At 68.9% G+C, this 23,118-nt stretch carries 21 protein-coding genes; 9 read left to right on the top strand and 12 right to left on the bottom strand.

What is annotated here, in order from left to right:
• The first annotated feature begins 8 nt into the window (after window positions 1–8).
• Window positions 9–986, top strand: a complete 978-nt coding sequence (locus ABXG85_RS07770; RefSeq protein WP_353513189.1) for a DHH family phosphoesterase — start codon at window positions 9–11, stop codon at window positions 984–986.
• A gap of 4 nt (window positions 987–990) precedes the next feature.
• Here ABXG85_RS07770 and ABXG85_RS07765 read toward each other — a convergent pair whose 3' ends face one another.
• Window positions 991–2,208: a 2,3-bisphosphoglycerate-independent phosphoglycerate mutase gene (locus ABXG85_RS07765; protein ID WP_353513147.1), complete on the bottom strand. Its 1,218-nt coding sequence runs from the start codon at window positions 2,206–2,208 to the stop codon at window positions 991–993.
• A 32-nt stretch (window positions 2,209–2,240) separates the two neighbouring features.
• On the opposite strand from ABXG85_RS07765, the gene proS reads away from it, so the two are divergent.
• Both proS and ABXG85_RS07755 read left to right on the top strand, forming a co-directional pair.
• Window positions 2,241–3,674, top strand: coding sequence for a proline--tRNA ligase (proS, locus tag ABXG85_RS07760; protein WP_353513146.1), 1,434 nt, complete (start codon window positions 2,241–2,243; stop codon window positions 3,672–3,674).
• A gap of 1 nt (window position 3,675) precedes the next feature.
• The gene (locus ABXG85_RS07755; RefSeq protein WP_353513145.1) at window positions 3,676–5,412 is read left to right on the top strand and encodes a GNAT family N-acetyltransferase; all 1,737 of its coding nucleotides are present in this window, start codon (window positions 3,676–3,678) and stop codon (window positions 5,410–5,412) included.
• On the opposite strand, the gene ABXG85_RS07750 is transcribed toward ABXG85_RS07755, so the two are convergent.
• Window positions 5,378–5,743: an ASCH domain-containing protein gene (locus tag ABXG85_RS07750; protein ID WP_353513144.1), complete on the bottom strand. Its 366-nt coding sequence runs from the start codon at window positions 5,741–5,743 to the stop codon at window positions 5,378–5,380. The two genes, ABXG85_RS07755 and ABXG85_RS07750, sit on opposite strands and share 35 nt — an antisense overlap.
• Before the next feature lie 14 nt (window positions 5,744–5,757).
• On the opposite strand from ABXG85_RS07750, the gene nth reads away from it, so the two are divergent.
• Both nth and ABXG85_RS07740 read left to right on the top strand, forming a co-directional pair.
• On the top strand, window positions 5,758–6,420 hold the full coding sequence (gene nth, locus ABXG85_RS07745) for an endonuclease III (protein ID WP_353513143.1): 663 nt from the start codon (window positions 5,758–5,760) through the stop codon (window positions 6,418–6,420).
• 16 nt (window positions 6,421–6,436) lie between these two features.
• Window positions 6,437–7,597: an MFS transporter gene (locus ABXG85_RS07740; protein ID WP_353513142.1), complete on the top strand. Its 1,161-nt coding sequence runs from the start codon at window positions 6,437–6,439 to the stop codon at window positions 7,595–7,597.
• Here the strand turns inward: ABXG85_RS07740 and ABXG85_RS07735 are convergent.
• A complete protein-coding gene (locus ABXG85_RS07735; protein ID WP_353513141.1) occupies window positions 7,594–8,853 on the bottom strand; it encodes a hypothetical protein in 1,260 nt (419 codons plus the stop codon). The two genes, ABXG85_RS07740 and ABXG85_RS07735, sit on opposite strands and share 4 nt — an antisense overlap.
• A gap of 100 nt (window positions 8,854–8,953) precedes the next feature.
• On the opposite strand from ABXG85_RS07735, the gene ABXG85_RS07730 reads away from it, so the two are divergent.
• The 4 genes from ABXG85_RS07730 to ABXG85_RS07715 all read left to right on the top strand — a co-directional run bounded on the left by ABXG85_RS07730 (window position 8,954) and on the right by ABXG85_RS07715 (window position 14,818).
• Window positions 8,954–10,621, top strand: coding sequence for a tetratricopeptide repeat protein (locus ABXG85_RS07730; protein WP_353513140.1), 1,668 nt, complete (start codon window positions 8,954–8,956; stop codon window positions 10,619–10,621).
• A 9-nt stretch (window positions 10,622–10,630) separates the two neighbouring features.
• Window positions 10,631–11,980: a S8 family peptidase gene (locus ABXG85_RS07725; protein WP_353513139.1), complete on the top strand. Its 1,350-nt coding sequence runs from the start codon at window positions 10,631–10,633 to the stop codon at window positions 11,978–11,980.
• Window positions 11,981–11,990: 10 nt separating this feature from the next.
• Window positions 11,991–13,205, top strand: coding sequence for a molybdopterin molybdotransferase MoeA (locus ABXG85_RS07720; RefSeq protein ID WP_353513138.1), 1,215 nt, complete (start codon window positions 11,991–11,993; stop codon window positions 13,203–13,205).
• A 77-nt stretch (window positions 13,206–13,282) separates the two neighbouring features.
• The gene (locus ABXG85_RS07715) at window positions 13,283–14,818 is read left to right on the top strand and encodes a DEAD/DEAH box helicase (RefSeq protein WP_353513137.1); all 1,536 of its coding nucleotides are present in this window, start codon (window positions 13,283–13,285) and stop codon (window positions 14,816–14,818) included.
• Here the strand turns inward: ABXG85_RS07715 and ABXG85_RS07710 are convergent.
• The 9 genes from ABXG85_RS07710 to cobJ form a co-directional block, all read right to left on the bottom strand.
• Window positions 14,793–16,730: a cobyric acid synthase gene (locus tag ABXG85_RS07710; RefSeq protein ID WP_353513136.1), complete on the bottom strand. Its 1,938-nt coding sequence runs from the start codon at window positions 16,728–16,730 to the stop codon at window positions 14,793–14,795. The genes ABXG85_RS07715 and ABXG85_RS07710 overlap by 26 nt on opposite strands.
• Window positions 16,731–16,775: 45 nt before the next feature.
• Window positions 16,776–17,078, bottom strand: a complete 303-nt coding sequence (locus tag ABXG85_RS07705; protein WP_353513135.1) for a nucleotidyltransferase domain-containing protein — start codon at window positions 17,076–17,078, stop codon at window positions 16,776–16,778.
• Window positions 17,079–17,082: 4 nt separating this feature from the next.
• Complete coding sequence (locus ABXG85_RS07700; protein ID WP_353513134.1) at window positions 17,083–18,081, bottom strand: pyridoxal phosphate-dependent aminotransferase; 999 nt, start codon at window positions 18,079–18,081, stop codon at window positions 17,083–17,085.
• A 106-nt stretch (window positions 18,082–18,187) separates the two neighbouring features.
• Window positions 18,188–19,036, bottom strand: coding sequence for an adenosylcobinamide-phosphate synthase CbiB (cbiB, locus tag ABXG85_RS07695; protein ID WP_353513133.1), 849 nt, complete (start codon window positions 19,034–19,036; stop codon window positions 18,188–18,190).
• On the bottom strand, window positions 19,033–19,722 hold the full coding sequence (gene cobA, locus ABXG85_RS07690; RefSeq protein ID WP_353513132.1) for a uroporphyrinogen-III C-methyltransferase: 690 nt from the start codon (window positions 19,720–19,722) through the stop codon (window positions 19,033–19,035). Before cobA ends, cbiB begins: the two co-directional genes overlap by 4 nt.
• A complete protein-coding gene (locus tag ABXG85_RS07685; protein WP_353513131.1) occupies window positions 19,719–20,084 on the bottom strand; it encodes a DUF3209 family protein in 366 nt (121 codons plus the stop codon). Before ABXG85_RS07685 ends, cobA begins: the two co-directional genes overlap by 4 nt.
• Entirely contained in the window at window positions 20,085–21,188 is a 1,104-nt protein-coding gene (locus ABXG85_RS07680; protein ID WP_353513130.1) for a CbiX/SirB N-terminal domain-containing protein, read from the bottom strand. It abuts the gene before it with no gap.
• Window positions 21,185–22,261, bottom strand: coding sequence for a cobalt-precorrin 5A hydrolase (locus tag ABXG85_RS07675; protein WP_353513129.1), 1,077 nt, complete (start codon window positions 22,259–22,261; stop codon window positions 21,185–21,187). Before ABXG85_RS07675 ends, ABXG85_RS07680 begins: the two co-directional genes overlap by 4 nt.
• Entirely contained in the window at window positions 22,254–23,117 is an 864-nt protein-coding gene (gene cobJ, locus ABXG85_RS07670; RefSeq protein ID WP_353513128.1) for a precorrin-3B C(17)-methyltransferase, read from the bottom strand. The genes ABXG85_RS07675 and cobJ overlap by 8 nt, the downstream gene beginning before the upstream one ends.
• Window position 23,118 lies beyond the last annotated feature (1 nt).

The raw sequence follows: 23,118 nt of genomic DNA, 5'->3' as shown, positions 1-23,118 counted from the left end.
TGGGCTTCGTGGACGGGAACGCCCCTGACCCCAAGTACTGGGAAAAGATGCGGCTCGTGGCCGAGGTCCTGAAGGCGGTGGAGGGCCCCATCTACATCGCCACCCACGTGGACCCCGATGGGGACGCCATCGGGAGCTCCTTGGGGCTCTATAGGGCCCTCAAGGCCTTGGGCAAGGACGCCCGCTGGGTGGCCGAGCCCCCCCGCTTCCTCCGCTTCCTCCCCAAGGAGGAGGAGTACTCCGACCCCGTGGACCAGCTTCCCCCCGGGGCCACCTTGGTGGCCTTGGACAGCGCCGACCCCTCGAGGGTGGTGGGGGTGCCGGTGGAGGGGTTCGTCATCAACATCGACCACCACGGCACCAACCCCCGCTTCGGCCAGCTTGCCGTGGTGGACCCCTCCAAGGCGGCCACGGCCCAGATGGTCAAGGACCTCATCGACCTTCTGGGGGTGGCCTGGACGGCGGAGATCGCCACCCCCGTGCTCACCGGCATCCTCACGGACACCGGCAACTTCCGCTTCGCCAACACCACCCCCGAGGTGCTCAAGGTGGCGGCGGAGTTGGTGGGCTACGGGGTGAAGCTGGCCGAGCTCACCGACCGCCTGCAGTTCCGCCCCCCCTCCTACTTCCGCCTTATGGGCCAGGTCCTCTCCACCGTGGCCTTCCACTTCGGGGGGCTTTTGGTCACGGCCCACCTGCCGGAGGAGGCCAAGCGGGAGGAGGAGGACTCCGACGACTTCGTGGGTCTGATCCGCTACGTGGAGGGGAGCGTGGTTTCCGTCTTCCTGCGCAAGCGGGAGGAGGGGGTGAAGGTGTCCATCCGCTCCCGGGGCGGGGTTTCCGCCCAGAACATCGCCCTGAAGCTGGGAGGCGGGGGGCACGTGCCCGCCGCCGGGGCCACCTTGAAGGGGGTGGACCTGGACCGGGCCTACGAGCTGGTGCTGGAGGCGGTCCAGGAGGAGCTCAGGCGGGCGGGGTACCTTTAACCGCTTAGGCCCCGTACTTCAATAGCCGCCCGGCGTGGGCCAGGAGGAGGGGCATGAGCTCCACCCCACGCAGGTGCCCTAGGCTTCCTCTTAGCGCCTCTCCCTCCGTGAAGCGCCTGGCCTCGTCCCGCCGCAGGTAAGGCCCGTGGAGGAGGAGGGGCACGGGGTGCCAGGAGTGGGCCTTTAAGAGGGCGGGGGTGGAGTGGTCCCCGGTGAGGGCCAGGACCACAGGCTTTAGGGCGAGGAGCTCCGGCAAAAGGGCGTCAAAGCGCTCGATCTCCGCCACCTTGCCCCAGAAGTCCCCGTCCTCCCCTTTGGCGTCCGTCTTCTTGAAGTGGAGGTAGAAGAACTCGTACCGCTCCCAGTGCTCCTTGAGGGCCTTGAGCTTCCCCTCGTGGGCGTCCCCCTCCCCCTCCACGGGGAGGACCTCCATGCCCACCAAGGCGGCGAGGCCCTTGTACATGGGGTAGCTGGCGATGGCGGCCGCCTTCAGGCCGAAGACCTCCTTTAGGCTCGGGAAGCGGGGTTTCTTGGAGGCGCCCCGGAAGAGGGCCCCATTGAGCCGGGGCTCGTCCTTTAGCACCTCACGGATGCGCTCGGAGAGGAGGTTGACGATCTGGGCGGTCTTGGCGGAGGCCTCGTCCAGGGCCTTGGCTGCCAAGGGGGGAAGCCCCGCCTTCTGGGGGTCGGTGTCCGTCACCCCATCGGAGAGGCCTTCTCCCCGGAGGATCACCAAGAAGCGGTGCTCGCTTTCCGTGTAGAAGTGAACCTCCACGTCCGTTATCCGGGGGATGGCCTCCTGCAGCTTGGCGATGACCCTTCGGTTTTCCTCGGTGGACGGCCTTCCCGCCCGGCGGTCCACCACCTTCCCTTCCTGGTCCAAGGTGGCGAAGTTGCCCCGAAGGGCCACATCCCCTTCCCGGAAGTCCGCCCCCAGGCCCAAGGCGCTCAGGGCGCCCCGGCCCACCACGAAGCGGAAGGGGTCGTAGCCGAAGAGGGCCAGGTGGCCGGGCCCTGAGCCCGGGGCGAGGCCCGTATACACGGGGGTGAGAAGGCCCAAGGCGCTTTCCTCGGCCAGGCGGTCTAGGTTCGGGGTCTTGGCAGCCTCCAGCTCCGTGGGTCCTCCCGGCTCCAAGGGAAGCCCCCCCACGCCGTCTAGCACCACCAGGAGGATCTTGCCGCCAGGTTGGTGGAGTTCCTGGAAGATGGGAAAAAGCTCCATGGCGCCATTTTACTGGGGTAAGATGGGCGGGTATGGCGAAGGAGAAGGGCCTAACCCCGCAGAGCCAAGACTTCAGCGAGTGGTACCTCGAGGTCATCCAAAAGGCGGAGCTGGCCGACTACGGGCCGGTGCGGGGCACCATCGTGGTCCGCCCCTATGGCTACGCCATCTGGGAGAACATCCAGCAGGTCCTGGACCGCATGTTCAAGGAAACGGGCCACCAAAACGCCTACTTCCCCCTCTTCATCCCCATGAGTTTCCTGAGGAAGGAGGCGGAGCACGTGGAGGGGTTTTCCCCGGAGCTGGCCGTGGTGACCCACGCCGGGGGGGAGGAGCTGGAGGAGCCCTTGGCGGTGCGCCCCACCTCGGAAACGGTCATCGGCTACATGTGGTCCAAGTGGATCAAGAGCTACCGGGACCTGCCCCAGCTCTTGAACCAGTGGGGGAACGTGGTGCGCTGGGAGCTGCGCACCCGGCCTTTCCTGCGCACCAGCGAGTTTTTGTGGCAGGAGGGGCACACCGCCCACGCCACCCGGGAGGAGGCGGAGGAGGAGGTGCGCAGGATGCTGGGGGTCTACGCCCGCCTGGCCCGGGAGTACGCCGCCATCCCGGTGGTAGAGGGGATGAAAACGGAAAAGGAGAAGTTCGCTGGGGCCGTCTACACCACCACCATCGAGGCCATGATGAAAGACGGCAAGGCCCTCCAGGCGGGCACGAGCCACTACCTGGGGGAGAACTTCGCCCGGGCCTTCGACATCAAGTTCCAGGACAAGGACCTGCAGGTGAAATACGTGCACACCACGAGCTGGGGGCTTTCCTGGCGCTTCATCGGGGCCATCATCATGACCCACGGGGACGACCAGGGGCTCATCCTCCCTCCCCGGCTCGCCCCCATCCAGGCGGTGATCGTGCCCATCTACCGGGAGGAGAGCCGGGAGAGGGTCTTGGAGGCCGCTTACGGCCTCAAGCGCCGCCTGGGGGAGGCGGGGGTTCGGGTCCACCTGGACGACCGGGATCAGTACACCCCGGGCTACAAGTTCCACGAGTGGGAGCTCAAAGGGGTGCCCTACCGGGTGGAGCTTGGCCCCAAGGACCTCGAGGCGGGCGAGGCGGTGCTGGCAAGCCGCCTCGGGGGGAAGGAGAGGGTTTCCCTGGAGGCCTTGCCTGCCCTATTGCCGAAGAAACTAGAGGAGTTCCACGAGGCCCTGTACCAAAGAGCCTTGGAATTCCGCCAGGCCCACACCCGCAGGGTGGACACCTACGAGGAGTTTAAGGAGGCGGTGCAGGAGGGGTTCGCCCTGGCCTTCCACTGCGGGGACAAGGCCTGCGAGAGGCTCATCCAGGAGGAGACCACCGCCACCACCCGCTGCGTGCCCTTTGAAGGGGAGCCGGAGGAGGGGGTTTGCGTGCGTTGCGGAAAGCCCGCCGCCTACGGCAAGCGGGTGGTGTTCGCCAAGGCGTACTGAGATGCGGGTCGTAGGGCGCAGGGTCTACTGGCGTTGGTACGGGGAGGTGCTGTTGGAGGGGGGCGTTTTCCTGCGCATGTCGGGGGATGTGGCCAAGTGGCTTCGGCCCGGGGACCGGGTACGCCTTGCCACCGGGTTCAAGAAGCCCCTCTTGGGCTTTGACGAGTATGCCCTGGAGGGGGCCTTCCCCATCTGGCCCCCCTTTAGCCGGGACCTGGTACACGTGCGGGAAAGCCCCTTGGGCCAGGAGGTCTACCGCTACCGCCTGCGCGTGCGGGAGGCCACCTACGAGGGGGACTTTGAGGCCATCGCCGAGCTGGAGCAGTTCCACTACGCTTCGGAGAAGGAGGTGGTGGCCCTTTGGGTCTGCACCCAGTGCCACAAGACCCTTCTCGCCAACGCCAAGCCCCTTTGCGACTGCGGCGGGGAGGCGCGGCTCAAGGAGATCCGGGGCTCCACCCCAGCGAGCCGCTTTTTGGTCCTGGAGCTTGTGGAGCGCCTCCCCTTCGAGCCCAAAATCCTGGGCTACCTGCGCCTGGACCCTCCCATCCCCCGCATGCACCGCAAGACCCCAGAAGGGGTGGAGCGGGACATCCGGGAGAAGATTTTCCCCAGGGACTGGTTCCACCCCACCTACGAGGGGGGAAGGGACTGGGAGGCGGCCCTGGACCGGGTCCACACCGCCGCCGCCCGCATCGCCCGGGTGGTGGTCCACCCCGATTACCGCTCGGAGGGCTTCGGCGGCCTTTTGGTGCGCATGGCCCTGGAGTGGGCCCGGGAGCGGGGAGCCCCGGAGGGGAGGCGGGAGAAGCACCTGGTCTACACCGTCGCCCAGATGGCCCGCTACCACCCCTTTTTTGAGAAGGTGGGCTTCCGGTATCTCTTCGATACCGCCTCGGGGCGCCCCGTGCTCTTTTACCCTTTGACCGAGGAGGCCCAGGCCTATCTGGAGCGTTTCCTTCAAGAAGACCCCCTGGCCCGGGCCCATGGGGGGCGGCTCTTCCAGCCCCGGTTTGGCCGGGTGGAGGGCCTAAAGGGGCCCATACGGCTCCAAGGGGTCCACAAGGCCTACCGGAGCCACCTGGACCTCAAAGGGCTCTCTCCGGAGGTGGCGGAGGCCTTGGCCGCCTTTGGGGTAAAGGCCCGGGTGGTGGAGCGGGCGGTCTTGAGGGGGGCGGAGCTGGAGATCCCCCCGGGGAGCCTGGCGGTCCTGGCGGGGGCGAGCGGGGCGGGGAAGACCACCCTGCTCCGCCTCCTTTTGGGCGAGCCCCCGGACCTGGGCCAGGTGAGGGTGCCCCCGGGGCGGCGGGTAGCCTACATCCCCGGGGAGCGGGAGGTGGAGCTGGGGGAGGAGGCGGTCCTCGAGGCGGTCTACCGGAGGCTAGGGGACGTGGGAGCGGCCATCGAGGTCTTGAACCGCGTGGGGCTTTCCGACGCCGTGCTTTACCGGGCCAAACCTAAGGAGCTTTCCACGGGGCAAAGGGAGCGCTTCCGCTTGGCCCTCCTTCTTGCCCATCGGCCAGACCTCCTCCTCATCGACGAGTTTGCCGCCCATCTGGACGTGCCCACCGCCCGCCGGGTGGCCTTGGGCTTGGGCAAGCTTTGCCGGGAGGCGGGGATCACCCTGGTGGCCGCCACCCACCGCCCGGAGGTCATCGCCGCCTTGGACCCCGACCTTCTGGTCTTCGTGGGCTACGGGGGGCTCACCACGGCACCTCGGAGAGGTCCACGAACATGACCCGGCCCTTGCGCTGCGGGACCCATAGGGGCTTCTCGTACCGGAAGGCGTTTTCCAGGACCCAGGCGTAGAGGGGAGCCCCTTGGGCGTAAGCCCGGAGAAAGGCTTCCTCGGCCAGGTGCTTTTCCCCGTGGGCCAGGAGCTCCTCCACGCTAAAGGGGCCTTCCACCCCCACCAGGTCCGCCTGGCCGATGAGCCTGCCCTGGGCGATGATGCCCAAGGGCCCTCGGTGGCGGGCGTAGCGCTTGCGGATCTCCCAGGTCTTCTTGCCGTCCACGATGAGGCTAGCGTAGGGCTCGCGCACGATGAGGCCGATTTTGGGCCTTTCCACCCTCTCATTGTAGAGTGGAGGGCGTGGGTTGCCCCAGGGAAGGGCAAAAGGCGAAGAAGGCGCGGGCCTTGGAGATCCTCAAGGCCCTCAAGGCGGCCTATCCCGGTGCCCGCACGGAGCTTAGGCATAGTAGCCCCTTCCAACTGCTGGTGGCCACGGTCCTTTCCGCCCAGGCCACGGACAAAAGCGTGAACGAGGCCACCCCGGCCCTCTTCGCCCGCTTCCCCGACGCCAGGGCCCTGGCGGCGGCCACCCCGGAGGAGGTGGAGCCCTATATCCGGCGCATCGGCCTCTATAAGACCAAGGCTAAGAACCTGGTGGCCCTGGCGAAGCGGCTTGTGGCGGAGCACGGGGGGGAGGTGCCGCAGGACAAGGAGGCCCTCATGCGCCTTCCCGGGGTGGGCTGGAAGACGGCCACGGTGGTCCTGGGGGCCGCCTTCGGCATCCCCGGCATCGCCGTGGACACCCATGTGGCCCGGGTAAGCCGGAGGCTTTGCCTCACGGAGGCCAGGCGCCCGGAAAAGATCGGGGCCGATTTGGAGAGGCTTTTCCCCAAGGAGGACTGGGTCTTCGTCCACCACGCCCTGGTGCTCCATGGCCGCTACGTCTGCACGGCGCGGAAGCCCCGCTGCGCCGCTTGCGTCCTCGCTCCCTTTTGCCCAAGCCGGGAGGATTAGGCCAAGGAGGTTTTCGGTGAAGGGGATCTCCCCCGCCTACCGTTTTGTGTTGGCAAGTTTCCTCTGGTCCTTCGGGGGCAACTTGGTCTATTTTTTTCTCAACTTCCACCTCGAGGCCCTGGGCTACACCCGGGCCCACATCGGCTACGCCCAGGCCCTGCTCCTCCTCGTGGGGGTGGTCTTCGCCTTGCCCCTGGCCTACCTCATCCCCCGCCTGGGCTACCTGAGAAGCCTCTACATGGCCTTTTTCCTGGCGGTGGGAAGCGGCCTTCTTCTGGGCCTTGGCCTTTTGGTCTTCCCCGCCCTAGGGGGGTATGGCCTGGCGGGGGCGCTGTTGCAGGGGGCGTCGGCGCCCCTCATGGCCCGGCTTGTACCCCCAGAAAGACGGGTGGCCCTCTTCAGCCTGCAGGCGGCCCTAACCACGGCGAGCGGCTTTTTCTCCACCCTGCTCGCTGGCTTCCTCTCCGAGTGGGTGGGGGCGCGGCACGTGCTCCTCTTTGCCCTTCCCTTCTTCCTCCTGGCGCTGCCCTTGCTACGGGGCTTGCCGGAAGGGGAGGGGAGGCTTCCTAAGCTTCGCGGGCGCTTTGGGGTGTGGCTTAGGCTTTTGCTACCCCAGGTGGTCATCGGCTTTGGGGCGGGGCTCGTCATCCCCTTTTTGAACCTTTACCTGAAGGAAAAGTTTGGGCTCACCTACGGGGCCACGGGGCTTGTCTTCGCCCTTTCCTCCTTGGCCACGGGGGGGGCGATGCTCCTCCAGCCCCTTTTGGTGCGCATGGTGGGGAAGCTCGGGGCTATCGTCTGGGTGCAGGCCCTTTCCCTTCCGTTTCTAGCCCTTTTGGCCTGGGCCCCCTGGCTTCCCGTGGTCACCGTGGCCCTCTTGGTGCGGGGGGCCTTGATGAACGCTGCTGGGCCCGTGTACGCCGCCTTGGTGATGGACTACCTGCCCGAGGAGGAGCGGCCGGGCTTCTTCTTGCTGGAGTCGGGGCTTTGGAGCCTCCTCTTTGCCCTGGCCAGCGCCCTTTCCGGCAAACTCCAGGCGGCCATGGGGCTTGCCGCTTTCCATTACCTCTTCGGGGCCACCTTGGCGCTTTACGCCTTGGGCATCGCCCTATGGCCCTGGGCCTTCCAGCAAAAGGCCCCGCCCACGGGCGGGGCCTCGGGGGGAAAGAGCGGCTAAGGTTGGGTGTAGGAGTTGGCATCCGATGCCGCCTCCAGCTCCAGGGCGAGGCGGCGGTCTATGAGGTCAAAGCCAAACCCTTGGGGAATGGGATCCGCTGCCAAGAGCTGGTTTAGGGGCTTGTCCGTGCCCAGGGCTAACGCTTGCCAGCCTACCAGGTCCCCGCTGGTGGGCTTTAGGGCGCTGAGCCCGGCCACGCCCGTGGGATCGGGAAGGGCGTAGGTGCTCCCGCTCAAGGCTCCTTGGCTCACGAAGTGCTGCCAACGGGAGCTCGTGGGCCAGGTCAGCTCCAAAAGATAGCCCCTCAGGCTGATCCCTGCGGAGAAGCCGCTTGCGGAAAGGCCCTGGAAGGTGGGAAGGTCTCCTGGGACCGGTGGGGACACGCTGGGGCTAAAGGTGAGGCTTGGGGCGCTGAGGTTCACCGTGGCGGGGAGGCTCGAGGCGGGAATGCGCCTTAGGGCTGCGCTGTTGCCGCTGAAGGTCAGGACTTGGTAAAGGTCGTTTGGATCCGCGCTGGGTTTGGGGAAGGTGTTGCCCGAGCCTAGGGACACGTTTACCTCCTTGCCCAGGAGGTTGGCTTGGGCGGGGTTGGCGGTGCCAAAGGTGGCGCTCACTGGGCTCACGCTGATCTGGGGAATGCTCGTGGTGGTGGGGGTGATGGTGAAGAAGCCCCGTCCGAAGTAGTAGGTACCGCTCACTTCTCCGAAGATGGCCACCTCTCGGTTCGGGCCCACGGGGACGCGGAAGGAGTTATCGATGTCGTTGACCACGTTGTCTCCTCCCTCGTCCAAGAAGGGTGCCCCGCTTGTGGCCGAGTAGGCCGCGGCCGATCCTCCGTTGAAGTCCTGGCTGCTGGTGTTGTCGTCGGTTTGGTTAAGGTTGGCCTCCGGGCCCGCGTAGGCGGAGGGGCAGCGGGCCTTGAAGGCGGTGGCCTCCGCCAAGGTGAGCTCGTAGCTCAGGGCAAGCACCGTGCCGCTTAAGGTGCCGAAGTAGGGGCAACGAAAGACCACGGTGTAGCGGTCCTGCCCCGCGGGGACGGTGAAGGTGTAGGTCCCAGGCCCGCTTTGGCTCAGGGGCTGGAAGGAGCCATTTCCCACCCGGTAGGCGGCGGCGGTGGCGTTGATGGGTTCGTTCAAGCCGTTCACCAACGCCACCTGGACCTGGGTGCCGCTGGGGCCACCCCCGTTGCAGGCAGCGAGGACGAGGGTGCCTCCAAGGGCGAGGGCCTTCCAAAACCTTGCCGTCTTCCTCTTCATTCGGGATCACCTCCCGGCCCTTAGGGGAGCAAAGGGGGCGTGAATGGGGCCTGAACGGGGGATGAATAGGGGATGAATAGAGGAGCGGTAGTATAGGAACATGCGCCTTCTCCGCACCCTGGGCGGGCCAGAGCTGGAGGGGGTGGGGTTTGGCCGGGAGAAGCCCCTGCTCCTGTTGGCCTATTTAGCGGTGGAGGGGCCCAAGCCGCGCCGCCATTTGGCGGAGCTCTTTTGGCCTCGAGCCCGGGACCCCCTCAACAGCCTGGCCGTGGCCTTGGTGCAGCTTCGGCCCCTTGGGGTGGTGACGGGGGAGGAGGTCTTGGCTGCCCGGGTGGACCTTGACCTTCCCTTGGTGTTTCAGGCCCTTAGGGAAGGGAAAGTGGAGGAGGCCTTGCGCCTATACCGCGGGGCTTTTCTGGAGCGCCTTACCCTAAAGCTCTCGGAGGAGCTCGAGGAGTGGGTGTGGCGCAAGCGGGAGGAGGTGGCGCGGAAGGTGGCCCGGGGGGTCAAGCGGGCGGCTTTGGGCCTGGCGGCCTTGGGCTTTGTGGAGGAGGCAGAGGTCCTTTGGGAGCGCCTCCTTTCCCTGCCTGGGCTTCTTGAACCGCCTCGCTTGCCCCGCCTGGATAAGCTCCTTCTGCCCGAGGAGGAGCGGCGGGCCTTTTTCCGCCTATACCTAGGCGGGGAGACGCCCGGAGGGGAAACCCTTGCCCGCCTGAGGCTCCGAGGCCTTGTGGACGCCAAGGGAAGGCCCTTGCTGAGGCCTCCCTTGAGCCTCGAGGCCCAGGAGGAAGCCCTGGAACTGGCGCGGGGGCGTCCCCTGCGGGAGGCGGTGCACCTCTACCGCCTTGCCCCTTCCTTACTCCGGGGGGAGGACCTATCGCGGGCGGTGGAGGCGTTTGTGGCGGAGGCGAAGGCACTTCTTCCCCGCAACCCCAAGGTTGCCTTGGACCTTCTGCGGGACGCTCCTGACCTTCCCCCCCTTCGCCTGTTGCGCGTCCGGGCTTTGGAGCGGCTTGGGCGCTTCCGGGAAGCCCTGGAGCTCTTGGCGGACCTTCCCGAAAGCGAGGAAGTGCGCCTTTTGAAGGGCATCATCGCCTTTCGGCTAGGGCGGCGCCAGGAGGCCTGGCAGGCCCTGGAGGGCATAAGGGGGGTTTCGGCGGAGGCCTGGAACCTTAGGGGGTACCTGCTCCTCGGGGAGGGTAAGCCCCTGGAGGCGGCGGAAGCCTTTGCTCGGGCGGCGGTGCGTTTCCTGGCTCAGGGGGAGGAGGAGCGCTACGCCGGGGCTTTGGGCAACCGCGCCCTGGCCTTGGCCGAGGGCCAAGCGGCCAGGGAGGCGGTGGAGTGGGCCTTCCAGGAGGCCCTTTCGGGGGCTAAGGGAACCTTGGCCCGGGCCCGGCTGCTTCTCAACCTAGGGGTCTACCGGGAGCGGCTCGGCGATTTTGCTGCTGCGGAAAGCCTCTACCGCGAGGCCCTGGACCTGGGGGAGGAGGGGGGTAGCCTCGAGGTTCTGGGGCGAGCCTGGAACAACCTGGGAGCCCTGTACCACCGCCAGGGGCGACGGGAGGAGGCGGAGGAAGCCTACCGCAGGGCCCTTCTCCTGGCCCAGGAGGCGGGGGAGATGGTGCTGACGGCCGCGGTCCTGGCCAACCTGGGGGAGCTACGGGGGGAAAGGACCTTTTTGGAGGAGGCGGTGGCCCTCCTGCAAGAGATCGGACACGAGTCCCTTGCTGAGCGGTACCGAGAGCGCATGGTTCGCCTCGCGCCGTAGAATTCTCCTATGGAGACTAAGCCTGCACCCGAGATGCCCTGGGGCCTGGTGGGAGGGCTGTTGCTCCTTTTGGGTGGTGCCCTTCTCTTTACCCTGGGCCTTCTTAGGGAAAGCGCCACACCCCTTCCCCCGGGGGTCCTCCATCCGCGCAGGGCTTTGGTGGGCGAGGAGGTGCGCTTCGGCATCGGGGACATTTCCCCGGAAAGGGTTCGGGTCACCGTGGACGGCGTGGAGGCGCCCGTGGTGGAACGGCGGCCCGGGGAGGTGCGCTTCCGCGTCCCCCAGGTGCCCGGAGGGAAAAGACGGGTTGTGGCCCGGGGAAGCCCTGCGGTGGAGGCGGAGCTTGTGGTCCTGGGCCGGGTGGTGCGGGAGGAGGCCCTTCTCTTCCTACCGGAGGAGAAGCCCCTCCGCCTGCCCCCAGGGTTCCAGGTGGTGGAGGAGCAGCGCCTAGGGGAGTGTGGTCTGCGGCTTTATCGGCTTAGGGTGGAGGGCCTTCCCCTGGGTTTGGCCCTGGAGGCCCTCGAGGCTCAAGACCCCGCGTACAAGGCGGATCCGGAAAGCCTTTGGTCCTTGGACCAGGAAGGGGCGGGGATCGCCGGGGCGAGGGGCTTTTGGGCTAGGGGTGTTCGGGGAGGGGGCGTGACCGTGGCGGTACTGGATACAGGGGTAGAGCCCTTCCCCGGGGGACGCTTCCTGCCGGGATACGATTTCGTGGAGGGCGATCCCCTTCCCCAGGACGGCTTTCCCGGTGGACACGGCACGCAGGTGGCCTCCTTGGTTTTGGAGGTGGCGCCGGAGGCCAGGATCCTGCCCCTAAGGGTGTGCGACGAGCGGGGGGTGTGTCGGGCGAGCCGCGTGGTCCAGGGGGTGTGCTACGCCTTGGCGGGGCCTAGACCCCTAGTCCTCAACCTGAGCCTGGGCGGGGAGACGCCGGTGGAGGTTCTGGAGGCTGTGTTGCGCCGGGCCTTGGCGGAGGGGGTGGGGGTGGTGGCGGCGGGAGGCAACCAGGGGCCCCAGGGGCCGGCCCACTACCCCGCTGCCTTGGATCTGCCTGGGCTTTTGGCCGTGGGGGCGTTGGATGCGCGCTTAGAAGGGCCTGCTCCCTTCAGCACCTGGGGTGCGTACCTGGACCTCCTCGCTCCAGGGGAGGGGGTGGCCTGCCGGGGGCCGGGCGGGGTGGGGGCGGTGTGCCGAGGAAGCTCCTTTGCCGCGCCTTGGGTTGCGGGTGCTTTGGCCCTTCTGATGGAGGAGAGGCCGGGTATGGACCCCAAGGGATACGAGGATCTTTTGAAGGCTTGGGCCCGGCCCCTTCCCTATCCTCCTGAGGCGGTGGGAGCAGGGGCTTTGCGGCTCCCTTAGACTTTTGGGTATGCGCACGAACCTTAGCGTGGAGGAAGCCTTAGAGCTGGTTTTGGCGGAGGCTCGAGGGGAGCTAGGGGTGGAGGAGCTTCCCTTGCGGGAGGCCTACGGCCGGGTCCTGGCCGAGGACCTGGCCTCCTTGGTGGACCACCCGGACCAGGACGACACCGCCATAGACGGCTACGCCTGTCGGGAGCGGGATACCCTTGGGGCTTCCCCGGAAAACCCCGTGCGCCTGAGGGTCATCGGCGAAGCCCCGGCGGGCAGGCCTTTTGCGGGAAGGGTCGGGGAGAAGGAGGCGGTGGCGGTCTACACGGGGGCTCCGCTTCCCTCCGGGGCCGACGCCCTGGTGCGGGTGGAGGACACCAGGCGGGAAGGGGACCACGTCCTCCTCTTCGCCCCGGCGAGCCCCAAGGACATCAGGCCCAAGGGGGACGACCTGAAGCGGGGGGAGGTTTACCTGCGGCGGGGCGACCTCCTCACCCCCGGGAGGCTCGGCCTGGCGGCGGCCATGGGCTACCCTCGCTTAAAGGTCTTCCGCCGGCCCAGGGTGGGGATCCTCTCCACGGGGGACGAGGTGGTGGAGCCGGGGGAGGCCTTGCCCTTTGGCGGGGTGTACAACTCCAACGCCTACAGCCTGTTGGGGTTGGTCCTCGAGGCGGGAGCCGAGCCCGTCCTCCTGGGCAAGGTGGCGGACCGCCCTGAGGAGGTTCTGGCCCGGCTGGAGGGGGCGGGGCCCTTGGACCTCCTCCTCACCTCGGGCGGGGTTTCCATGGGGGAATACGACGTGGTGCGGAGGGTCTTGGAGGAGCGGGGCGAGGTGGTCTTCTGGAAGGTGAAGCAACAGCCTGGGGGGCCCCTGCTCCTGGCCCGGCTTGGGGAGCTCCCGGTTTTGGGCCTTCCGGGAAACCCCGTGTCCAGCATGGTCACCTTCTTCCTCTACGGCAGGCCCTTCCTCTTCCGGCTCCAACGGCGCAATGACCCCCCGTACCGCCCCCTCAAGGCCAAAGCCCTTACCCCCTTTAAGGGGGCCAAGGGCAAGAAGGTCTTCCGCCGGGGGGTGCTCTCCTTTGAGGGGGGGCTTGCGGTGCGCACCACGGGCAACCAAAGTAGCGGCGTCCTCCGCTCCATGGCCTTCGGCAACGCCCTGGTGGTCCTCCCCCCGGACCAGGACGCCCCCGAGGGTGCGGAGGTGGAGGTCCTTCCCTTGACATTCGTGCTCTAGTTCACTAGACTTAAAAAGTTTACGGGCTTTACCCCTCTCCTTTTCGGGCGCGGGTGGGGCCCGGGAAGCGAGTGAGAATGGAGTTCAAAGACTTTCCCCTGAAGGAAGAGATCCAGGAAGCCTTGGCCCGGCGGGGCATCACCGCCCCAACCCCTATCCAGGCGGCGGCGTTGCCCTTGGCCCTGGAAGGCAAGGACCTCATCGGCCAGGCCCGTACGGGCACCGGCAAGACCCTGGCCTTCGCCCTGCCCATCGCCCAGGCCCTGGAGCCGAGCCCGGTGCGGGGGCGGAAGCCCAGGGCCCTGGTCCTCACCCCCACCCGGGAACTGGCCCTCCAAGTGGCGGGGGAGGTGAGCGCCGTGGCCCCCCACCTGAAGGTGGTGGCGGTCTACGGGGGTACCGGCTACGCCAAGCAAAAAGAGGAGCTGGCCCGGGGAGCGGACGTGGTGGTGGCTACCCCGGGGCGGGCCCTGGACTACTTAAAGCAAGGGGCTCTGGACCTTTCTGAGGTGCGCATCGCCGTCTTGGACGAGGCGGACGAGATGCTTTCCATGGGCTTTGAGGAGGAGGTGGAGGCCATCCTTTCCGCCACCCCGGCGGAGCGGCAGACCCTCCTCTTCTCCGCCACCCTGCCTTCTTGGGCCCGGAGGCTCGCCGAGCGGTACATGAAGGCCCCCGTGGTCATCAACGTGGTGCGGGAGGAAGGGGTCACCTACCAGGAGGAGGCCATCCTGGCCCCAAGCGACCGCCTGGCCCTCCTTTCCGATCTCCTCTACGTGAAGGCGCCGAAGCGGGCCATCGTCTTCACCCGTACCAAGGCGGAAACCGAGGAGGTGGCCACGGGGCTTCTGCGCCTTGGGCACCCTGCCCGGGCCATCCACGGGGACCTTTCCCAGACGGATCGGGAGCGGGTGATGCGGGCCTTCCGCGAGGGGGAGGTGCGGATCCTGGTGGCCACGGACGTGGCGGCGCGGGGTCTGGACATCCCCGAGGTGGATCTGGTGGTCCACTACCGCTTGCCCGACAAGGTGGAAACCTACCAACACCGCTCCGGCCGGACCGGGCGGGCCGGGCGGGGGGGCGAGGTGGTGATCCTCTACGGCCCCCGGGAGAAGCGGGAACTCGCCGAGCTGGAGCGGGCGGTGGGGCGTACCTTCAAGCGGGTGAACCCCCCCACCCCCGAGGAGGTCCTGGAGGCCAAGTGGCACCACCTCTTGGCGCGGCTGGCCCGGGTGCCGGAGCGGGACTACAAGCCCTACCTGGACTTTGCCGGCCGCCTCTTCGCCGAGGGGCGGGTGGAGGTGGTGGCGGCCCTCATGGCCCTTCTCTTGGGCGGGGCGCCCAAGGAGAAGAGCCTCCTTACGGGAGAGGAGGGCTGGCTCACCTTCAAGGCCACGGGGCCCAGGCTCACCCTGCCCCGGCTGGTGGCGCTTTTAAAGGAGAAGGGCCTCGAGGTGGGAAAGATCGCCCAAGGAGAGGAAGGGTTCTACGTGGACCTCCGTCCCCAGGACCTGCCCCGGCTGGCTGAGGTGCAGGGGCTCAGGCTGGAAAGGGCCAGGCGGGTGGAGGCCCTGCCCGAGCCTCCACCTAACCGACGTCGGGTGCGGGGTTAGGCCCCTTGAGGGACAAGGCTTGGCCCGCCACCATCAGGTACACCGCTTCTGCCGCTTCCGCCAAACGGGCGTTCACCTCCCCCAGGAGGTCGCGGTAGCGGCGGGCCAAGGGATGGGCAGGGACGATGCCCATACCCACCTCGTTGGACACGGCGATGACCCGCTTGCCGCTACGGTGTACTGCCTGTAGGAAGCGCTCGGCCTCCGCCAAGGGGTCCAGGCCCTTTTCCAGGAGGTTGGACACCCAGAGGGTAAGGCAGTCCACCACCACCGTGGGGTGGCGGGCCTTCCCTAGGGCTTCCGCCAGGGCGATGGGCTCCTCCAGGGTTTCCCAGGTGGGGGGGCGCTCCTCCTGGTGGCGGCGGATCCGCGTAGCCATCTCCTCGTCCCGGGGCTCGGCGGTGGCGATGAGGCTGGCGTGGGGGCCAGCGAGCCTTTGGGCGAAGCGGCTCTTGCCGCTTCTTGCCCCTCCCAGGAGGAGGACGAGGCCGGGCTCAGGGGGCGGGTCGGGAAGGCCGGGGCTCACCCCCTTTGGTGCCCCTTGGGCAAGCCCCAGGCTCCGGTGGAGGTGGGTGAGGTCCAGGTGGGCCTCGAGGGCGTCCGCCAGGGCGTCTAGGGCGTCTTCCAGGGCCTGCGCCTCCCGGCCGAAGAGGGCCCGTTGCACCCCGGGGTTTTCCAATAGGCCGTGGAGCCAGGTGGCGAGGAGGCTTCCCTCCTGGTGGAAGAGGGGCAGGCCCTCCCCGTGGTGGATCTCGTAGCCCCGCACCCTTAGCCCGTTGAGCCGGGCCCAGTACCCACTGAGCCCCGCTATGGCCACCTCCTTCCCCTCCACCCGCTTTTCCCGGCGCATGCGCACCCGGTAGGGGAGGAGGCCAAGCCCAGGGAAGAACCCCTTTTCCTCCACCCCCTCCTCGTCCAGGATGGCCTCGGCCAGCATCTCCGCCCCGCCGCAGACGGCGAGGAGGGGCCTGCCCGCCTCCAGGTGGCGCCGGAGGAGGGGCAGGAAGCCCCGGAGCCAGGGGAGGTCCCGGGCGGGGAGGCGGCTTCCCGGAAGGATCACGAGCTCGGCCCCTTCCGCCTCCTCGGGGCTTCGGGCGTAGACGGGGCGGGCCAGCTCGGCAAGAGGCCAGAACTCGTCCAGGTTGGAGGCGTGGGGGTAGCGGAGGATGGCCACCTTGGGCCCATCCCCGGCCCTAAGGCGGTGGCGGAACCCATCCTCCTCGGGGAACTCCAGGGGGAGCATGGGAAGGGTTCCCAGGACCGGCACCCCCGTCCAGCCCTCCAGGAGGCGGTAGGCGGGGGTGAGGAGGGAGAGGTCCCCCCGGAACTTGTTGAAGGCGAAGCCCACAAGCCTCTCCCGGTGCTCCCCCAAAAGGGCCCAGGTGCCGTAAAGGGCCCCCAAAGCCCCCCCTTGGTCCACGTCCGCCACCAGGAGGGCCTTGGCCCCGGCCCACTCCGCCACGCCGAGGTTGGGGAGGTCGGGCCAGAGGTTCCGCTCCACCGGGCTTCCCGCCCCCTCCAGCACCAGGAGCTCGTACTCCGCCAAGAGGCCCTCCAGGGCCTCCCGCACGGGCGCCTCCAGGTGGGCCTTCCGCTCCCTCCAGGGCAGGGAGGAGAGGAAGGGGTCCACCTGGCCCAGGACCACCACCTGGGCCCCCTGCTCCCCGAAGGGCTTCACCAGGATGGGGTTCATCCGCACCTCGGGCTCCACCCCCGCCGCCAGGGCCTGGAGCCACTGGGCGGTGGCCAGCTCCCCGCCCCGGGCCACCCGGGCGTGGTTGGCCATGTTCTGCGCCTTGAAGGGGGCGGCCTTGAGGCCGAGGCGGCGGAAGTGGCGGAGAAGCCCGGCGGCGAAGAGGCTTTTCCCCACCCCGCTTCCGGTGCCCCAGATCGCAAGGGCCTTAGCCCGCAAGGCGCACCTCCAACGTTCTAGCCTCGGCGCGCCGCTTTTCCAGGCTCATAGATGGGTACCGCCTCCCGCAGGACCCCAGCCAGGAAGGGGAGGGCCTTTCGCTCCGCAAGCTCCTTGGGGGTGAGGACCAAGGCCTTCACGGGCGCAAAAGCGTCTTGGAGGAGCTCCGACACCCGCCCGATGCGCTCTAGGCAGGGAGGTTTCCGCCACCCCCAAGAGGTCCAGGTCGGAGCGGGCCTCCGCCGCGCCCCGGGCGTGGGAGCCGAAGCGGTAGAGCCCTTCCAAAGCGAAGGCTTCCTTCAGCCGCTTCGCCGCCTCCTCCAGGTAGGCCCGAAGCTCCGCCCGCACGCCCTTAGTCTACCCGAGCTGCGGCGAGGACCTGCTTTAGGGCCAGGAGGAGGGCCTCGATGGCCTCCTCCTTTTGGGCGGAAAGGCGGAGCCACTCGGGAAGCCCGAAGCTGGTGCAGTCCCGCACCCGGAGGCCCCTTTCCCTCAAGGCCAAGGCCACCTCCGTGGCCCTTCCCACCCGCACCAGGAGGAAGTTGGCGGGGCTTTCCCGCACCTCGAGGCCGAGTCCCTTGAGCCCCTCCGCCAGGAGGCGCCGCAGGCGGAAAAGCTCCTTTTTGCTCTCCTCCAGCCAGGCCTGGGCCTCGAGGTCCAGGTGGCCGAGGAGGAGAGCCTCCCCGTAGACGGAAACGGGCCAGGAGGGGGCGAGGTGCTGGAAGCGGGTGAGGTCCAGGGGGGCCACCAGGTAGCCCGCCCGCACCCCCGTGAGGCCGTGGGCCTTGTTGGGACTATAAAGCCGGAAGGCTTCCCGGGGGAGGGGAGGGGGGTTTTCCGTGAGGGGATGGTAGGCGAGGTCCAGGACCAAGGCCCCGCCCGCCCGCTTGGCCGCCTCCTCCAGGAAGGGGTAGACCTCCCCCGTGGGGTTGTTGGGCACGCAGAGGAAGGCCAGGGAGCTCTTGGGGAGGAGGGCGAGGAACTCCTCGGGGCTTTTGGCCTCCCAAAGGGGGAGCTCCAGGGCCCGCGCCGCCCGGGCGTACTCGCTGAAGGTGGGGGGAAGGAGGAGCATGGGCCCCCGCAGGTAGCTCCAGCGGGCCAGGCGGTGGATGAGCTCGCTCGTCCCCGTGCCCACAGCCACGTTCTCGGGGGCCACCCCGTGGGCCGCCGCCAGGGCCTCCCGGAGCCTGCGGTAGAGGGGGTCGGGGTAGCGGCTCGGGTCCGCTCGCTTCAGGTGGGCGAGGATCACGGGGTTGGGCCCAAGGGCGTTGGCGTTGGTGGAGAAATCGTAAAGGGGCTCGGGGCCCCCGTCGGGCCCCCCGTGGATGGGCCTTAGCACGTCGTCCAGCATGCTCCCCATGGTAGGGAAGAACCCGGGGCGAGAATGGGGCCTGGGCTAAGGGTGAAGGCGCGGCGGGCAAGGAGGGGCCCTGGAGCAGGCAGCCCCGGCTAGGCGCCTACCCGAGCTCCCCGGCCAGGGCCAAGAGGAGCCCCACCCCGTAGCCCAGGCTCCCCGCCAGCCAAAGGGCTCGGCGCGTGTGGGAGGGTGTGGGGGAGGGGGCCTCGAGGTTCAGGGCGTAGACCCCCCGCTTGCGGAGCCGCACCCTAAGCCGAAGGGCCAAAGCGGCCATGGGGAAGCCGGCGTTGGGGGAGGGGGTCTTCCGGGCCTCCCGCCAAAGCCGGGGCCAAAGCCCTGGGGGGCAGAGGAGGAGGGCGGTGAGCCGTGCCGGGAGGAGGTTTAGGAGGTCGTCCATCCGGGCGGCGAAGGCTCCCTTGGCCCCGTGCTCCGGGTAGCCCCACATGGCGTCCGCGGTGTTGGCGTAGCGGTATAGCGCCGCCCCGCCTAGGCCCCAAAGGGCGTAGTAGAGGAGGGGGGCCACCAGGCTATCGGAGAGGTTTTCCGCTAGGCTTTCCAGGGCCGCCTCCCGCACCTCCTCCGGCGAGAGGTCCTCCGTCCTGCGGCTTACGATGCGGGAGAGGCGCTTGCGGGCCTGGGGGAGGCCCTCGGCTAGCGCCCTTTCCACCCCAAGCACCTCCTCCAGGAGCATCCGGAGGCTAAAGAGAGGCTTCAGGAGGAGGCCCAGGAGAACCCACCCCAGGGCCAGGGGGCGGAGGAGGAGGTCCAGGAGGAAGGCGGGAAGGGCAAAGAGGAGGGCCCCCAGGGTCCAGTAGAAGGCCCCGGAGCCAAAGCCCCGAACCCGCTTCCAGGCCCAGGCCAAATACCGCCCCATCCAGACCACGGGGTGGAGGCGGGCGGGGGGCTCCCCCAGGAGGGCGTCCAGGAGGAGGGCCAGGAGGAGGCTCACAGGAGCTCGGCGTAAAGCCCCACCACCGGCCCCACCACCAGGAGGGCGGGGGAAGGGAGGCCTGTGCCCAGGTCCGGGAGGTCCCGGATCCGTCCCAGCCGCACCTCCTCCCCTGGCCAGCCCACCCGGGCCAGGAGGGCCAAGGGGGTTTCGGGGGAGAAGCGTTCCAGAAGCCGCTCCTTGAGCCCCGCCAGGGCGTGGAGGGGCATGAGGAGGACCAGGGTGTCCGCTTGGGGCAGGGGAAGGGTGGGGTCGTGCCCCGTGGCCACGGCGAAGCTCTTGGCCAGGCCGCGGAAGGTGAGGGGTAGGCCCAGGTTGCTCAAGGCCCCCACGGCGCTCGTTACCCCAGGGATCACCTCAAAGGGGATGCCCGCCCGCCGGAGGGCCAGGGCCTCCTCCCCGCCCCGGCCGAAGACCATGGGGTCTCCCCCCTTGAGCCGGGCCACCACCTTCCCGGCCCGGGCCAGGGCGATAAGCCTTTCGATGATGGCCTCCTGGGGGGTTTTTTCCCCGTACCCCTCCTTGCCCACAGGGATCCTCTCCCCCTTGGCCAGGGCCAAGACCCCGGGGTGGACCAATCGGTCGTGCAGGACCACCTCCGCCTCCTCCAGGGCCCTGAGGGCCCTTAGGGTGAGGTGCTCGGGCCCCCCAAATCCCGCCCCCACCAGGTAGACCTTGCCCCTCATCCCCGCCTTCTCGGGAAGAGGCGGTGGAGCCTATGGTGGAGGGCGTCCAGGTCCTGGTAGAAGGCTTCCGCCTCCGCCCGTAGGGCTTGGAGCCGGGCCAAAGCGGCCTCGCTCGCCAGGAGGAGCCCCCGCCAGTAGGGCTCCTGGGGCTCTTGGGCCGCCCTCTCCTCCAGGCGGAGGAGGGCCTCCCGCAGGGCGGCCTCGAGGGCGGGGAAGGTTTTGGCCTCGGCCAGCTGCCGGATCTCGGGCCGTTCCTCGAGGACGGGGGCGAGCTCCTCCCGCTCGTGGGCGAGGTCGTGGGCTTCCTTCTCCAAAAGTTCTCCTAGGGCAATCCTAAGGGCCGAAAGCTCGTGGCATGCCATCTAGATCACCTCCAAAAGTCTGGGCGCAAAGATCTCGCCCCCCTCCAGGTGCGCCTTCCGGAAGGGGAGCACGTCCTTGGGTTCCATGCCCCCGTAGACTACCCCCTCGGGGTAGGCCAGGAGGATGGGCCCCTTGCCGCACCGCCCCAGGCAAGGGGTGGGGGTGAGCTGCACCCAGGGGCCGAGGTCCTTAAGCCCCTCCTCCAAGGCGCGGAGGAGGGCCAGGGCCCCGGCTTCCCGGCAGGCCTCCCCCGTGCAGAGGAGGAGGTGGGTGAAGGGCCCGTGGGGGTGGCGCCCCGGGGCGAAGAGGGCGTGGCGCAGGGCGCGCAGCCCGGCGATCTGCGCCTCCCGCCGGGGAGCAAAGCGGCCCACGGGGAAGCGGAAGCGGCAGGTGTCGCAGGGGGCGTAGCCCCCCTCTAGGGCCTCCCGGTAGCGGTCCACCAGGGCCTCGAGGAGGGCGGGATGGCCCATGAGGGGAGGGAGCACCTCCAGGGCAAGCCCCTCCGTCCGCCTTAAGAGGCGTTCTTCCACCACGCCGCGGAAGAAGAGGTGGGGGAGGAGGTAGACCCGCCGGGGCCTAAGCCCGGCGAGGCGCAGGAGGGCCTCCCGGGGGGTAGGGCGGGCCTTGGCGGCGTAGGCGGGGAGGGTGGGGATGCCCGTGGCCTCCTCCAGGAGGCGGGCCAGGGCGGCCCCCTCCGCGTTGGCCCCGGGGTCCGAGCCCCCCCGGAGGACTAGGAGGGCGGCGTCTTGGGGAGTAGCCCCCCGCCGGCGAAGCCGCTCCGCCCAAAGCGCCACCAGGGCAGGGTGGGTCCCGAGGGGCCGGGCTAGGCGGAAGCGGGCCTCGGGGTAGCGGGCCCTTGCCGCCTCCAGGGCTAGGGGCAGGTCCGCCTTGAGGTGGCCGGCCCCCAGGAGGAGGAGGGGGAGGACCACCCCGCCTCCCCTTGCCGCCAGGGCCAGGGCGGCCTCGAGGAGGGTGGGCCGGTCGTGCTCGATGAAGCCCAGGTGGACCTCCGTCCCAAGCCGCCGCGCCAGCCCCTTGGCCAGTCCCCGGGCCAGGGCCTGGGCCCTTCGGTCGGGGGAGCCGTGGGCGGCGAGGAGGATCACGGCAGGGCCTCCTCGGGGATCCGCAAGGGGAGGACCCCCAGGGCCAGGGTGAGGTTGCCCCGCTTGGTCTTTTCCACGAGGAGCCTCGCCCCCTCCGCCAGCACGGCCGCTTCCGCCACGCCCCATAGCCCCGTGTGCCGGAAGACCACCTCCGAGGGGTTGGGGATGGGCTGGGCGTTCAGCACCTCAGGGGGGTGGAAGCGGAGGGGAAGCCCCAGCTCTTGGGCGATGGCCAGAAGCCCCGCCTCGTCCTGCTTTAGGGTGGCGGTGGCGAGTCGGGCCAGGGCCTCGAGGGCAACCCCCCTTTCCTCCAGGAAGCGGAGGACCTCCTGCCGGATCTCCTCCAGGGGGGTCCCCCGGTTGCAGCCGATGCCCAGGACCAGGGCGGGGGGGTGGGCGAAGAGGGCGGGGACGGGGAGGGGAAAGGGCTTCCTCACCGTGAAGAGGACCATGCCCTCCACCCCTTCCGGCTCCGGCCTGGAAAGGAGGCGCAACGTGGGGTAGCGGGCCAGGGGGCTCAGGTCCACGCAGTCGGAGTAGAAGCCCACGGGCCTCCCGTCCACCAGCAGGGCGGAGACGTCCTTTAAGGGCCTCCAGTCCGGTACCCTCGCCGCCAGGGCCTTGGCCAGGAGGTCGGGGGCGGGGAGCGCCAGGCTGTCCGTGCCCGTGGTGAGGACCGCCTCGCCCTCCAGGGCCTCCGCCAGGTAGCGGGCGAGGGGGTTGGCCCCCCCGAGGTGCCCGGCGAGGAGGGGGACGAAGTAGCGTCCCCTGAGGTCCACCACCAAAACGGCGGGGTCCACCCGTTTGTCCAGGATGAGGGGGGCGATGGCCCTCAGGACGATCCCCGCGGCCATGACGAAAACGTGCCCGTCGTGGAGGGCCCAGGTCTTGGTGAGAAGATCGCGGATGGGCTCGTCAAAGAACCGGGCCTCCACGAGCCCCCGGTACTTCCCCGCCGCGTAGAGGGTGCTCCCGGGCAGGGCCCGGTGCACTGCCTCCGCCACCTTGAGCCCCGGCAGGGTGAGGGTGTACACCGCCACCCGCTCCGGCCGCAGGGGGCCCACCTCAGCCATCCCGCCTCCGCAAGGAAAGCCCTGGCGTCTCCCCCGGCAGGGGTTCCCCCGTTTCCAGGTCGTACTTGAGCCCGTAACCCCTTGGGGTGAGGAGGGTGCCCTCAAAGAAGCGGCTATAACGGTTCCCGATGACCACGGTGGTGAGCATGCCCGCCTCCGCCTCCTTGAGCCCCGCCAGGGTGGTGAGGGTCACCTCCTCCCGCTTCCGGTAGGCGCTTTTGACCAGGGCGGCGGGGGTTTCCGGGGGGCGGTACCGGAGGAGGATCTCCGCGCTTTTTCCAAGCTGCCAGGTGCGCCGTTTGCTCTGGGGGTTGTAGAGGACAACCACGAAGTCCCCTTGTCCTGCGGCGTGGAGGCGCCTTTCGATGAGGGGCCAGGGGGTGAGGAGGTCGGAGAGGCTGATAAGGCAGGTATCGTGGGCCAGGGGGCTTCCGAGGAGGCTCGCCACGGCGTTGGCCGCGGTGACCCCAGGGATCACCTTGAGGAGGAGCTCCTGCTCCTTCCAGGCGAAGTGGCCTGGCAAGCCCACCCCCCCGTCCACCCGGTGGAACCCCCTCTCCTCCATGAGCTCTAGCACGGGGGCGGCCATGCCGTAAATCCCGGGGTCTCCCCCCGAGACCAGGGCCACCCGCTTGCCGGAAAGGGCCCGCTCCAGGGCCTCTTCCGCTCGGTCTAGCTCCTCCGTCATGCCCTTGCGCACCACCTCCTTGCCCTCCAAAAGCCCCATTTCCTCCAGGAGCTTGATGTAGGTGCTGTAGCCGATCACCACCTCTGCCCCTTGCAACGCCTCCTTGGCCCCTAGGGTGAGGCCCGGAAGGTCGCCGGGGCCCACGCCCACCAGATAGAGTTCTCCCATC

The organism is Thermus sp. LT1-2-5 (assembly GCF_040363165.1).
Lineage (GTDB): Bacteria > Deinococcota > Deinococci > Deinococcales > Thermaceae > Thermus.
Note: the sequence above shows the minus strand (reverse complement) of the source record. Positions and strands in the feature narration are given on the sequence as shown.